11 protein-coding genes and 1 pseudogene are annotated in these 12,901 nt (G+C 66.8%); 4 read left to right on the top strand and 8 right to left on the bottom strand.

Features of this window, described 5'->3' with window-relative positions; all coding sequences use genetic code 11:
- Positions 1-8 precede the first annotated feature (8 nt).
- A complete protein-coding gene (locus IE182_RS32100; RefSeq protein ID WP_229844925.1) occupies positions 9-179 on the top strand; it encodes a hypothetical protein in 171 nt (56 codons plus the stop codon).
- Positions 180-468: 289 nt separating this feature from the next.
- Here IE182_RS32100 and IE182_RS18725 read toward each other — a convergent pair.
- Positions 469-738: pseudogene (locus IE182_RS18725) on the bottom strand (macro domain-containing protein); the annotation flags it as partial.
- Positions 739-2,293: 1,555 nt separating this feature from the next.
- Here IE182_RS18725 and IE182_RS18720 point away from each other — a divergent pair.
- Positions 2,294-3,268, top strand: coding sequence for an SGNH/GDSL hydrolase family protein (locus tag IE182_RS18720; protein WP_190111012.1), 975 nt, complete (start codon positions 2,294-2,296; stop codon positions 3,266-3,268).
- Positions 3,269-3,347: 79 nt separating this feature from the next.
- Here the strand turns inward: IE182_RS18720 and IE182_RS18715 are convergent, their stop codons facing one another.
- The 5 genes from IE182_RS18715 to IE182_RS18695 all read right to left on the bottom strand — a co-directional run bounded on the left by IE182_RS18715 (position 3,348) and on the right by IE182_RS18695 (position 8,346).
- Positions 3,348-5,351 carry an alkaline phosphatase family protein gene (locus tag IE182_RS18715; RefSeq protein ID WP_190111011.1) on the bottom strand — a complete coding sequence of 668 codons (2,004 nt, stop codon included), beginning with the start codon at positions 5,349-5,351 and terminating at the stop codon, positions 3,348-3,350.
- A gap of 17 nt (positions 5,352-5,368) precedes the next feature.
- The gene (locus IE182_RS18710) at positions 5,369-5,812 is read right to left on the bottom strand and encodes a hypothetical protein (RefSeq protein ID WP_229844923.1); all 444 of its coding nucleotides are present in this window, start codon (positions 5,810-5,812) and stop codon (positions 5,369-5,371) included.
- Positions 5,793-6,242 carry a hypothetical protein gene (locus IE182_RS18705; protein WP_190111010.1) on the bottom strand — a complete coding sequence of 150 codons (450 nt, stop codon included), beginning with the start codon at positions 6,240-6,242 and terminating at the stop codon, positions 5,793-5,795. The genes IE182_RS18710 and IE182_RS18705 overlap by 20 nt, the downstream gene beginning before the upstream one ends.
- Positions 6,243-6,329: 87 nt before the next feature.
- Positions 6,330-6,746: a hypothetical protein gene (locus IE182_RS18700; RefSeq protein WP_229844922.1), complete on the bottom strand. Its 417-nt coding sequence runs from the start codon at positions 6,744-6,746 to the stop codon at positions 6,330-6,332.
- 1,090 nt (positions 6,747-7,836) lie between these two features.
- Positions 7,837-8,346: an O-acetyl-ADP-ribose deacetylase gene (locus IE182_RS18695; RefSeq protein ID WP_190111009.1), complete on the bottom strand. Its 510-nt coding sequence runs from the start codon at positions 8,344-8,346 to the stop codon at positions 7,837-7,839.
- 155 nt (positions 8,347-8,501) lie between these two features.
- Between IE182_RS18695 and IE182_RS18690 the strand changes: the two genes are divergently transcribed.
- Positions 8,502-9,146: a LysE family translocator gene (locus IE182_RS18690; protein WP_190111008.1), complete on the top strand. Its 645-nt coding sequence runs from the start codon at positions 8,502-8,504 to the stop codon at positions 9,144-9,146.
- A 29-nt stretch (positions 9,147-9,175) separates the two neighbouring features.
- On the opposite strand, the gene IE182_RS18685 is transcribed toward IE182_RS18690, so the two are convergent.
- Entirely contained in the window at positions 9,176-10,069 is an 894-nt protein-coding gene (locus tag IE182_RS18685; protein ID WP_190111007.1) for an NAD(P)-dependent oxidoreductase, read from the bottom strand.
- 811 nt (positions 10,070-10,880) lie between these two features.
- Here IE182_RS18685 and IE182_RS18680 point away from each other — a divergent pair.
- Positions 10,881-12,179 (top strand): cytochrome P450, encoded by a 1,299-nt coding sequence (locus tag IE182_RS18680; protein WP_190111006.1) that lies wholly within the window; start codon positions 10,881-10,883, stop codon positions 12,177-12,179.
- A gap of 131 nt (positions 12,180-12,310) precedes the next feature.
- Here IE182_RS18680 and IE182_RS18675 read toward each other — a convergent pair whose 3' ends face one another.
- Positions 12,311-12,832, bottom strand: a complete 522-nt coding sequence (locus IE182_RS18675) for a hypothetical protein (RefSeq protein WP_190111005.1) — start codon at positions 12,830-12,832, stop codon at positions 12,311-12,313.
- Between the last annotated feature and the right edge of the window lie 69 nt (positions 12,833-12,901).

The following is a 12,901-nucleotide window of genomic DNA, read 5'->3' as shown; positions in this document are numbered from 1 at the left end:
ACGGCTGGTTGGCAGCTATCCAGATACCTCTCCGCATCCCCCGCGTCCACAGCTTCCCTCAGCTCAGCAAGGTCCACGGGAAGTCGTACGGCCGAGGGAAGCAGCCCGCGGTCCTCCACCAGCACCGCCAGCGCCCGGAGGGCCTCGTCGTCGGAGAGGGCCTGGATTCGCTGCTCTAGCTCACCATGACTCTGCATGCCTGAATTCTGGCTCTTGTGCCGGGTGCGTGGATAGAGTCACGCAAGTCGGCAACGAGGCAGGACGGAGAGCATTCTCCGTGCGGCGCCGACGTGGAGCCGGGAACGCCTTTCCGCGCCACCTCTCCATGTGCCCCGTTCTCCTGCGCTCGCGCATCGAAGACGGCAACCAAAACGAAAGAGCTGCCAGTTCATGCCAGCTGGCGGCTCCATCTCGTGATTCAGGGGGCTCAGGCGCGACGGAAGCTTCAGATCGCGCCAGACAGGGCAGTCACCTCAGCTGTGCGGCGAAGGCCTCGTACGCCTGCTCGTCGAAGAGGACGAAGCGGACCTCTTCCACCGCCGTCTCGGTCACTCGCACCGACTCCACCGCGATGCGTGCACCGTCTTCCATCGGCCAGCCGTAGATGCCCGTGGAGATCGCCGGGAAGGCGACAGTCCGTGCGCCGAGCTCGTCGGCAACCCGAAGCGACTCCCGGTAGCACGAAGCAAGCAACTCCGAGCGGTCCTCCTCGTGGGTAAATCGTTGACCCACGGTGTTGGGCGTTTACCCACTGGACCGGGAGCGAAGGGGGCACCCGCCCTGGGGAGGTCCTTGATGCCCCGATGACCAATTGCCACGGAGACCATGACGTTTCGCCCTGTGACCCTGGGGCTGATAACGAGCCAGAGCACGGAGAGGACAGGCATGTACGACGATGCGATCGGCGCCGCGGTCAGGACGTTCGCAGGCGGATCCCCAGCTTGAGATCCGGTCGATCGAAGACGCGAGCTGCGCGGTGCGATTACTCGATCAGGGCCTGCGCGACGGACTTGGCGCTGTACCAGTTGATGGCGCGGGGAGCGAAGGAAGCGGCAAGAACCCTATAGGCTCAGCGGCAAAACCTTCAGCGCCGGGACGACCGGCCGCTTCGGCATCGGGCTGGCGACGCTGAGCGCACTCACCACTACCTGGCAAGTGCATTGCCACCCCTTCCACGTGCGATTCTCCGGCCTCGACCTCCTAGTGGGTGCACAACACCCGTATCCCCGCACGGAAGACATGTGAGCGGCGCAACAAGGCGCTGATCACCCCGTTCCAGTCGCCGTGGCGCTCCCGCTACGGCCGGAGGAAGCCGACAGCGTGCACGCAGGGTTGCGCGTCGCCTCCCTGGACGTCGCAGCCCGTGTAAGCACATAGTTCGACCTCGCGGTCAGTCGCGAGGCTTCTCCCCAGCCCGTTGAATGACCAGCTCGTGCCCCTGGCGGCCGACTTGTGGTTGAAGCCGTCCTCGAGGTTCTCAGCGACGTCGCATCCGATGCCTGGCCCCTGGTGCCGCTCCCGGCGCCGGCGGCAGAGCGATCGGGCGACCGAGACCGGTCCGCATCGCAAGTGGAGGACGGCATCCGCGCAGCGATGCTTACCCGCGCCAGGCAGCAACTTGCCGTCCCTGCCACCGCCCGCGACCGTGGCGAACTTGCCCGGACAAAGTAGTGATGACGAGTTCCACTACCTTCCCTTCCGAGCAGATACCGCTCCTGAAGCGCTGCCAGTGAGTCCCGTGGCCTGCGTTTCCCGTGACAAGGTCTGCCCGTTTGACAAACGGTGATTCCACGTCATGAACCTTGCCGCAACATTGTGCAGACACGACCCAAAATACCGTCCGCATCCCGAGTGCGGCGACTGTAACGTGCTTCGCATCGCTCACACCGACCGATCAAATCGAAAGATCGAATCATAATTTCCAGTCACGCATCGTGGAGATGTCTCATTCGGTGGAGGACTCATGCCTGGCACGGAATCACATGACTGTCGCAAGCCCCCTTTCCGCATATTCTGCAGATCTCGAAGAACCCTTGCACTGGCATCGGCCGCCGCGCTGCTGCCACTCTGTCTGGCTGTCTCAACGGTCGAGTCCTCGGCGATGTCGAGAAGTTCCGTAGGCTCCAAGGGCAAACCCACCGCGGCCGTCTCCCTCGGCGACAGCTTCATATCAGGAGAGGGAGGGAGATGGCAGGGCAATGTCGATATAAAGTACAGCCCCACCGACGACATGTACGGAACTGACCGGGCCACCGCTTGCGGCCCTTCCGGATGCGTGAAGGATCCGACCCGCGTGTACGGGACCACCTACCTCGACCCGACAACGAAGAAGGAGAACGGTTGCCACAGGTCGGACGTCGCGGAGATCGCGACCTCTGGAATACCCGTGGACTATAAGGTGAATCTCGCTTGCTCAGGGGCGGAGACCGTGCACGTACTGCCCGCCGCCGCGGGCGGCCAGGACTTCAAGGGGCAGAGGCCACAGGCTGACCAGCTGAAGGATCTCGCAGCAAAGTACGACATCAAGCTGGTCCAGCTCTCCATCAGCGGAAACGACCTCGGCTTCAGCAAGATCATCGAGGACTGCGTCTGGCAGTTCCTGTACGGACCGGTCGGCAGGTACTGCTGGAAGAAATGGGATTGGACTGTCAAGCAGGCGCTGGCGAAAGAGATTCCGGAGAAAGTAGGGAACGTGGTCGACCGGATCCGCTCCGTCATGCGGCAATCCGGCCACCGGGACGGCTCCTATGTCTTGGCGATTCAGTCGTACCCGTCGCCGGTCCCACTCTCCAGCAGCTATCGGTACGCCCAAGGCAGCAGCTTCACTTCCAACCGGTACGCTCCGGGTGGGTGTCCCTTCTACGACCAGGACACGAACTGGGCGCGCAAGGATGTCGTCAACAGTATCGCCCACATGCTCGAGGGAGTGGCCGACAAGAAGAATCTTCACTACCTGGACCTTCAGTGGGCTGCGCAGGGCCATGAAGTCTGTGCTGATGGTGTCCGCCAGGCAAAGGCGGGTGAAACGCTCACGAGCCCTACCCCCGGCAGGAATGCGGAATGGATGCGCTTCCTTTCTGCCGGGGCCGCCCGCCCGCAGGGCCAGAAGGAGGAATCCTTCCACCCCAATTCCTATGGTCAGCTGGCTCTGGGAAGGTGCCTGGGCGCCTTCTACGACAAGGTGGCCTCTGGGCCGCACCGCAAGTACGAGTGCCTGAACAGCCCGGGTCAGGGACCAGAGGGCATGCACCTGAAGCCGTTGGCCTGACGCCCGAAGTGGTGGTCTGCCGGTTCATCCGGCAGACCACCATGATGCATGAGGAGAAATACGGTCGTGACGGTGCTGATCAGCCGCTCACGCTCTCCTTGCCGTTCTCGATGTGGCCCATCAGGCGCCGGTGCAGTACGCGATCCCCCTCACGGATGACGGACAGTGTCACGTCGTACCAACCGTGCTCAGCCTCGGCGTTCCACACGATCGTGGTCCCGTCGCCGGGCCGAAGTGTGTGCTGCTCGGTTCCGAGGTGCTTCCCGGTGGGACCGAGGTCGAAGATGACCTCGTCCGTGCCGGGGTTGTGCACTGTCATCATCACCTGGCGAGGGTCGGTCTGCACCTGCGAACTCACCTGGAGTCCTGCCGCCCGGTCGGCAGGCACGCCACCGAACTCGCGGCGGAAGCCGTTGGGGCCGGTAATGATGAACATGTACGCCGCACCGGTCAGCTCGAAGGACTCTTCGTCGGTTCCCCGGATGTCGAAGTGCTCCGGGGCTTCATAGGAGCGCCGGTCGTCCAGGGAGCCAAGGCCCTCGTAGGGGTAGAGGGTGAGGTGAGCGCTCGAGGAGCCGCTGTTGACCAGGGTCAGGCGGAACCGGTGGTCGTCGCCGAGTGCGCCATGGGCGTCGGGCTGGTACGGCAGGGCGCGAGCACGCCGCAGCCCCGGAGGTACGGCCGGCGGGGCTGCGGTCCGCTCGAAGTCGAACGCCGAGGTCAGGTCACCGGCCACCGTGCGCCGCCAGCGGCTGATCCACGGTTGCCTGATGCCCAGCCACTCCTCTAGGAACCGCACCTGGGAGGTGTGATCGAAGACCTGGGAGCACACGTATCCGCCGGTCGACCAGGGCGATATCACGAGCAGGGGGACCCGTGCGCCCATGCCCAGGGGCTGTGAGCCGGCCCATTCGTCGGTCTCGGTCCGCGGCGGCACCGGCGGCGGCACATGGTCGAACAGGCCGTCGTTCTCGTCGTAGCTGATGAACAGCACGGTGGAGTCCCACACCTCCGGGTTCGAGGCGAGGGCGTCCAGAACCTGGTAGACGATCTTTTCTCCGCTGCGCGGATGACTGTTCCCGGGGTGCTCGGAGTTGGCCTCGGGTGGTACCAGGTACGACACCTGAGGCAGGCGGTTGGCCTCGATGTCCTTTCGGAACTCCCGGAGGAACCCCATGGTGGTCGACCATTCCGTGCTGGAGCGGGCCAGGCCACGCTGGTACAGGCTCTGGTCGGCTGTGCCGAGCTTTCCCACACCTGCCGCGAGGGCGCGGAGCTTCTCCTCACGCTGCTGGGGTTCCAGGCCGGGCAGACTCTCGTAGAAGGTGAAGAGGGACAGCTCGTCATGTAGCTGGGCATTGTCCAGCGCCTGACGGTAGACGCGTTTGAACTCGGAATGGAATTCCACGTTGTTGTCGTAGAAGTTGTCCCACTCCTGGTAAATTTTCCAGGATTTGCCGTTCTGCTCCAGCCATTCCGGATAGCTGCTCCAGCCATACCCACGGCGGTCGTACGGGCGCCTCTGTTCCCGATCGTGTGCGGTCGCACCCTTCACCCGGCCGCCGCCGGGCTCGAAGCCCCCGTAGCCGCTGAAGAAGTAGTTGCGGTTGGAGGTGGTCTCGCTCGACACCGAGCAGTGATAGGCCTCGCAGAGGGTGAAGGTGTCGGCCAGCTCGTGGTAGAGTGGTACGCCCTCCGCGCGGTAGTAGCCCATCGCGGCCCGTCCCTTGGCCGCGATCCACTGGTCGTACCAGCCTGAGTTCCAGGCCATGTGCTGAGTATCCCAGTCGTGAACCGTGCTCTGGTCCTGACTTCCGTCGTCGGCCAGTGAGAACGGACGGACCGCCTCCCCCTCTTGCGCGGGCTGATCGAAGATGGCGCTTTTTCCGTCCCGCAGCAGGATCGCATTGCGATCGGAAAATCCGCGCACGCCAGGGACGGTACCGAAGTAGTGGTCGAACGAGCGGTTCTCCTGCATCAGTAGGACGACATGCCGTACTGCCTGCAGACCACCGCCCGCAGGTGTGCGCCGCAGGGCCCTCAGCACTGATTCCGGGAGGTTCGAGCGATGCGCCGGGAACATGGGGCTCCTTTCGTGGTTCACGCGTAGGTGAGGTAGATGTACTTGCCTCCTGCTCCCGCGTTCAGGTCGGTGGGAATGATCTGGTATCCGGGGTCCGGCTGTGGGGTCCTGACGTCCGACACGAGGATCCGGAGGTCCGTGATCGGCTTCCCCCGAGCCAGGTCGTGTGTGATGGCCGTGTATATGCGCATTCCCTTGTCGGTTCCCGAGTTGAGGTCGACCGGGCTCTTGACGTAGCCGGGAGCCGCGGGCTGTTCCCGGGTCAGGAAGGTGATGCCCGTGACCGGGCTGCGACCGTCGTCGCCCTTCTCGACGAGAAAGTAGAGGTAGTCACCCCCGGCACCGGCGTTGAGGTCTTCGTCGAGACGTGTCCAGCCGAGTGGAGTGCGGGCGTCGAGGTCCTCTTCCGAGAGCCGCTCCGTGAGCACCAGGACGTTGAGGTCAGTGACGTACTTGCCCACGGGCTGCTCCTTGCGACTGGTAGGTGAGGTACACGAACTTGCCCTTGGCGCCCTTGTTCAGGTCGAGGTCGATACGGAACCACGGGGCCGGGGGCTGGGCCAGGCCGTCCGTGTCGAGGAGCACGTCCAGGTCGGTGAGCGGCTCCCCTCGACCGGGGTCGCGCGTGACGCAGGCGTGGATGTACGGACCGCCTGCCCCCTTGTTCAGGTCGACGGGAAGGAGCCGGTAGCCGGGGGGCGCCGGAGCGTCCTTCCCGAGGACGAACAGGACGTCTGTGAGGGGTCCGGCAGCACCGTCCCTTTCGTAGGCGAAGTACAGGTAGGCGCCCCCGGCGCCGGCGTTGAGATCCTTCGGAATCCTGCTCCAGCCCTTCGGTGGCTGCGTGTCCTTACCTTCCAGGACCATCAGGTCGGTGACGAACGAGGTCATGGTGTCTCCCCTGGTTTGGGGCAGTGGCGGACAAGACCGGCGGGACGGACACCACTGCCCGCCCCGCCGCTGTTGCGGGAGTCCCGCTTACATGTGGATCAGGTACACATATTTCCCGCCGGCACCGGCGTTGAGGTCCGTGTCGTACCGCTCCCACGGCTTCTGCGGCTGGTACCCGGCATCTTCCGTGAGGACGACGTCGAGGGCTTGGATGGGCTGGCCCTTTTCGGGGTCGCGTGTGTAGCAGGTGTAGATGTAACGGCCACCTGCCCCCTTGTTGAGATCTGTCGGGAGCTTGTGATACCCAGTCGGCGGTTGGGCCTGGGGGTCGGTCAGGAAGAGGATGTCGGTGATGGGAGCGAAGGTGCTGTACTGGTCCGTCTCGTAGGCGAAGTAGAGGTAGGCACCCCCGGCACCCGAGTTGAGGTCCCGCGGAATCTTCGTCCAGCCCTCGGGCTCGATCTGGTCCTGGCCGATGAGGACCATGAGGTTGCTGATCGCCACGTGCACCGCCTCCTCAGGGGCAACAGCAGATGGATGAGCGACACTACGCCCGTGGTTGCCGCGCAGCAGAGCCTCCATCCCGCCAGGCGCATGTTCGAGACCACATCAGGTCAGCCACTGTTCTAGCTGCGGACACTCCTCGTCGTGACGCCGCCGCCGTCGAACACCACGCTGCCGCGCCCTGCGCAACGACGCTGTCTTCCCGGCCGGAATCCTCAAGGCCGCCGTCGCCCAGAGCCAGGCCGTGGGCACGGTCGGCCTGATGGTGCCCGCGAACGGCACATGAGCGCACGGCAGCTGAGTCGCTCGTCTTCCCGCACGAACTCACAGAACTCGTTCCCTTCCAGGGCAGCATGGACCTACCAGCGGACTCCTCGTCTCGCTCGCGCACGAGCGTCACCCCCAGGCGACAGCTGCTCTTCCGCCCCACCGGCCCGAGCAGAGCCCGGACGTAGTCCCGCATCCGCCGCCGCAGGTCAGCCCGGCCGAACCGGCGACAGGGCGCGACCAAGGAGGCACACCGCTGCGCTGCAGAACCTTGGCCTACCGAGTCGGTGACCGGGAGATGCTCAGCTCAGCTGAACTGCCATGCCCCCCACGGTAGTTCGGCCAGGCTGGCCAACGTGGTTCGCAGCGCCCGTTCGACTGTGTCCGTGGTGAGGACCGGTGGGCCGACGGGGACTGGCCGAGCAAGTTCGGGAACAGCTCTGTGCGGTTGTAGGCATCCATAAGCCCGACAATGTGCTTGATCACGCTTGGCGCGGTGTTCGGGTCGGCGTTGTCGGCGAGCGCCAGTGCGGCCAGCGCGTGTGCGGCGGTGTCGCGGGGAAAGCAGGTCGGCGCGGGTGTCGGGCTCGCAGGGCAGGAACGGCAGTTGGCCGGATACGGCGACACCAACCTACTGGTCGCGGCGCTCGGGAATGGTGTGCTTGATCTACCGAAGCCGCAGAGAACGGCGGTTGGGCTATTCGGGGTCGGTCAGCAGTGCCCGGCGATGGACGTACGGCCGCCACCTCGCATGAGGGGGTGGCCGTACGTTCGTGTCTTGTTGGGGGCTCGGGCGAGGACAATCCTCCGGACCGTGCAGCCGTCAAGGCATCTGCGACGCGAACGCCTCGTACGCCCGCTCGTCGAACAGCACGAAGCGGACCTCCTCCACCGACGTCTTCGCCTCCCGCACCGTCTCGATCGCGATGCGCGCCGCGTCCTCCAGCGGCCAGCGGAAGATGCCCGTCGAGATGGCCGGGAACGCGACCGTCTTCGCGCCCAGTTCGTCCGCGACCCTCAGCGACTCCCGATGGCAGGACGCCAGCAGCGCCGAGCGGTCCTCGTCCGCGCTGTACACCGGGCCCACGGTGTGGATCACCCAGCGGGCAGGAAGGCGGCCGGCCGTCGTTGCCACCGCCTGGCCCGTGCGCAGGCCCTTGCCGTAGTGCGAGGCGCGCAGGGCGCGGCAGGCTTCGAGGATGTCCGGGCCGCCGGCGCGGTGGATGGCGCCGTCGACGCCACCGCCGCCGAGCAGGGACGAATTCGCCGCATTGACAAGGGCGTCGACGTGCTGCTGGGTGATGTCACCGCGGACGAGAACAATGCTGGTCATGCCCCCATCCTCACCCATGCACGGGTGGGTCGTGGTGCCGATCCGGGCGGGTCGGCCGTCGACGCGGCAGAAACGCGGCCGTATCGCCCAATTCCTGCCCGATTTCGGGCAGGAATATGGCAGTCCCCCTCATGTCCCTTCTACAGTGGCAGCCCATGATCACCGTGAACGCCCTCGGGTCCTTCGCCCTGGTCGTGGGACTGCTCACCCTCACGCCCGGCCTCGACACCGCCCTCATACTCCGGACCGCCGCGCTCGGGCACCGTCGCCGCGCCTGGGGCGTGGTCCTCGGGATCCAGACGGGCACGCTGGGCTGGGGGGTGTTGACGTCGCTCGGGGTGACCGCTCTTCTCACCGCCTCTCATCTCGCCTACGACATGCTCCGGTGGGCCGGCGCCGCCTATCTGGTGTGGATGGGCATCCGGCTTCTCCGGGCCCGGCGCCGGTCGTCCGGTGGCGCCGGGGAGTCCGCCGAGCCGCCGGCCGTGGCCGACTCCTCGGACTCCTTTCCGGGCGGCTGGCGGCAGGGCACGGTGACGAATCTGCTCAATCCGAAAATGGGCGCCTTCTACGTCGCCGTCCTCCCGCAATTCATTCCGCCCGGCGCTCCGCACCTCCTCGCCGGTGTGCTGCTGGCCGGCGTACACATCCTTCTCGCCATCGTCTGGTCCTGCGCGCTGATCGGTTTCGCCCATGCCCTCCGCAACCGTCTGCAGCGTCCCTCCGCACGCCGGTTCCTGGACCGGATCACCGGCACGGTCATCGTCGGTTTCGGCTTCCGGATAGCGCTCGGGGACTGAAGCGGCCGAGGGGCGGCGGCTACGGGGTTTCACCCCCGCACCTCCTGGGTGTCCTTGCGCATGAACTCGACGAGGCGTGCGTAGCTGTCCTCGCCGTGGCCGGCGGCGATCGCCCGTCCGGTCAGGTCCCTCAGCAGCTCCGGCAAGCCGGACTCCACCCCGCGCAGTTCGCTCGCGTGGACGAGGAGGTCCATCGTCGAACGGTGCAGACGCAGGGGGAAGTCGTCGCCGGGGTACTGCCCGGCGTCGATCTGCGGAGCGTAGGCGGCCATGAACCGGCCCACGGTCTTCATCCACCGGCCGGCCACGTCCGTGTAGGCCCTCGCGGATTCGTTGCCGCCCGGGCCGTCGGCGCCGACGAGCGCCGTACCGTGCAGCCAGCCGGCCAGCGTGGACCACATGAGGCTCAGCAGCGCCGTGTCGTACACGGAGGCCAAGGCGGCGTCGGTGCCCAGGTGCACCGGCTCGGCGAGAGCCGACAGGATCGTGCGGTGGTCGTCGAAGGCAACTCGTGAACCGCCGTAGAGCACCAGGACGTCGGGGTCACCGATACCGGGCGGAGTCGTCATGACCGCGCCGTCGAGGTAGGCGACACCGTGCCGCTCCGCCCAACAGGCCGTCTCCCGCGCGTGCGGCGGCGAGCCCGAGGTGAGGTTGACGAGGCTGTGTCCCGCTATCGTGCCGGCCAGCGGGTGCAGGACCTCGCGGACGGCCTCGTACGTCGCCAGGCAGACCACGACCAGCGGGCTGGCGGCCACGGCCTCGACGGCCGACTCCGCCTCCACGGCCCCCTGCCCCACAAGGGTCGCCGCCCTGCCCGGCGTGCGGTTCCAGACGGTCGTCCGATGACCCGCCGTCAGAAATGCTCCGGCCAGCGCAGAACCCATCGGACCGAGACCGAGGACAGTCACCTGCGTATTCATGTTTCCCCCGTTTTCGCAGGACGCTCACGGGAAAGTCGACGACTCCCCCTGAATGGCGTCCCTTCTCATTTTCCATGACGGGTGACGGGTCCGAGTGCCGACGCCGGTCAACTGCCGTCCGGCACAACGGCGTCGCCCAGCCGCCGATTCCCGTCGGCAAGCGCCGCAGGGTCCGCCCGCCCCCTCGGGCGGACGTCGGTACAGGCCGGGTCGACGCATCCGCCGAGCCCGGGGAAACGCCTGGTCGGCGGTGGCCGCGACGGAGTGAGGCCCCTTGGGGCCTTTTGCGGTGGCGGCCCTGGCACCGACGTCGGCCACGGGCGGCACCGTCCGCCTGACCGGACGGTGCAGTTCGGGCGGTGCCGCCCTCCGTAAACACGGAATCTGACGGCGTCCGGGTGACCTTCGAAGAACGTATATGCCCTTCAGGGGCCGTCTACCCGCGTGCGTATCTTTTCGGGTACGGGGGCCGGGCGAGTCAGGTGAATGGGCACGGGGTGCGTCCGTATCGAGTTGTGGCAACGGATGGATGCGGGAGGCGTCACGATTCCCGTGGCCCTACCGGCACCTTCCCGGCACCACGCTCGCACCGGGCGGCGCTCCCCCTGATGTGCATTCGTCAAGAGGGCTTCCGGGGAGGGGAACCGGATGCCGCCGGCCCGGAGGAGGCGGTGCGACCCTGGCAGCAGGGGACGGGCCAGGGGGCCATCTCCCCTGGAAATGCAGGGAGGTTGCGGCACCCGATGCCCCTGACCTCTGGACAGAGCGCACCCAGGGCGCTGCGGAAGAGACGAGAGAGTGGGTTTTGACGTTGCCTGAGTCCATCGACCTCGACGCCGGGGCGAGCGCGCACACCGTTTCCACCGGGGCGCAGCAATGCCCCTTGCTCTCGTCCGAATCGGCAGCGGCCACGTTCGTCTCGCACGGTTCGGACGAACTCCATCCCATGCTGAAGACGCTCAGGGACGAAGCGCCGGTGTTCTTCAGCGAAGAACTGAACATGTGGATCGTGTCCCGGTACGACGACGTGACGCGGATCCTCAAGAATGCGGAACTCTTTCCCGCCTCCACCCGGTCCATCATCATGGCCAGTTATCCTCCCGAGGTCCGCGAGGTACTCGCGAGCACCAGCACGTTCACCGCTCCCAATATGGGCTTCGACGGATCTCCGACGCACGAGCGGCTGCGCAAACCAGTGGTGCCGTACTTTTCCGCCAAGGGCGTCCAGCGCCTGGAGCCACGCATCCGTGACATCACCGCACAGCGCATCGCCGAGCTTCCCTCCGACCCCCCTGTCGACCTCGTGGAAGCGTATGCACGACCACTGGCGAACAGCATCGTCGTCGAGCTGGCCGGGTTCCCCGAAGACGACTACGACCGGATCATCCACTACCACCGGGCCGTCAACGCATTCTTCTTCGGCCAGCCTCCCGCGCATCTGCAGCTCGCCTACGCGAAGGACGTACGGGAATGGGAGGAGTACCTTTCCGGCGTGATCCGGCTGCGCAGCGACAGTCCCGGCGACGACCTGATCAGTCTTCTCACGCAGAAGGTGGCCCGGGGAGAGGCCGACTACACCGAGCAAGAACTGATCAGCCTCATCAGCTTCGACGTCATCACCGCCGGCTTCCGTCCGACCAGCTTCGCCCTGGTCAATCTCTGCAAGGAGCTGCTGCAGGACCCTCGTCGCTGGCGGCTGCTGCTCGACGGGCCCGGACACTTCGACGCGCTGTTCAGCGAGACGCTCCGGCGCTCCGGACCTGCCCTCGGGGTGTTCCGGATGACCGCGGCCGACACCGAGGTGGGGGGCGTCCGCATCCCGGCGGGCTCGGTGCTGTGGGTCATGACGGCGTCGGCGAACCGTGACGAGAGGCATTTCCCGCAGCCCGACACGTTCGATCCGCAGCGGCGGCACCTGGCGGGCAGCCTGCACTTCTCGCAGGGCTTGCACTACTGTCTGGGCGCCAACCTCGCCCGCGTGGTCGCACGGGCCGGCATCACCGCCCTCGCACGGCACCGCCCCGGCCTGCGGCTGGTCCCGGACCAGGAGCGCGTGTACGAGCCGAGCATCAACGTCGTGGCGCCGACACGGCTGCTGGTCGAATGGTGAGGCAGTCCCGCAGCGCCCGTCCGGGAGCGCACAAGGGCACCACATCCGCTGCCTGCCCCTTCCGCCGGGGCAGCCGAGAGCGAGCAACCGACAGCCGACGGCCGGCAGCTACGCACCGGATCGGATGCCGTTCACGTGGTGAGCAACCGGTTGAAGAACGAACGGTAGTGCTGCAGAGCCACCCGCAGCTCCTCGGTGTCCACCTCCTCACCGCGGTTCCACTGCCCTTCGAGATCCTGCTTGCGCTGGGCGAACGTCGCGGCCAAGGTCTGCATGACCTCCGCGACGAGGGCGTCGGCCGTGTGCACCGCTTCGCGCGGATCGTCGACGAACCGGGTCTGGACGTCCTGCCAGCGCTCCTGGAACCCCTCCGCGTCCTCCCGGTCGAGCAGCCGCGACGCCTCGCCCTCGTCCCCCACGGCCGCGTCCGTGGCCGTGCCCGTGGCCGCCTCCGCGCCCGTGGCCGTGCCTGCGTCCGCCTCCCGGGCCGAAGGCGCAGCGGTCTCGCCCGCCGTCGGCGTGCTCTCGCCCGGGAAGGTGGGGACGCCGGGTTCGCGGCCCGTCCCGCCGTCCGCGTCCCGCTCGCCGGCCCCGGCCAGGTCATCGGTGGAGAGGACGTCTTCCTCAGGTTCCGGTGCTTCTTCCCGTTGCATGTTTCCTCCGTCGGCCTGATGCCCGCCGGTCAGGCACCTTGCCGCCCGCCGGTCGGGCGCGGTGACGGG

Origin of the sequence: Streptomyces cinnamoneus (assembly GCF_014650495.1) — a bacterium.
GTDB classification, from domain to species: domain Bacteria; phylum Actinomycetota; class Actinomycetes; order Streptomycetales; family Streptomycetaceae; genus Streptomyces; species Streptomyces cinnamoneus.
This window is presented reverse-complemented; position numbering and strand designations above follow the sequence as displayed.

Excerpts from the sequence above, each read along its gene's own strand:
- IE182_RS18715 (WP_190111011.1), bottom strand. The coding sequence starts at position 5,351 with ATGTTCCCGGCGCATCGCTCGAACCTCCCGGAATCAGTGCTGAGGGCC.
- IE182_RS18690 (WP_190111008.1), top strand. The coding sequence starts at position 8,502 with ATGATCACCGTGAACGCCCTCGGGTCCTTCGCCCTGGTCGTGGGACTG.
- IE182_RS18705 (WP_190111010.1), bottom strand. The coding sequence starts at position 6,242 with ATGACCTCGTTCGTCACCGACCTGATGGTCCTGGAAGGTAAGGACACG.
- IE182_RS18675 (WP_190111005.1), bottom strand. The coding sequence starts at position 12,832 with ATGCAACGGGAAGAAGCACCGGAACCTGAGGAAGACGTCCTCTCCACC.
- IE182_RS18695 (WP_190111009.1), bottom strand. The coding sequence starts at position 8,346 with ATGACCAGCATTGTTCTCGTCCGCGGTGACATCACCCAGCAGCACGTC.
- IE182_RS18685 (WP_190111007.1), bottom strand. The coding sequence starts at position 10,069 with ATGAATACGCAGGTGACTGTCCTCGGTCTCGGTCCGATGGGTTCTGCG.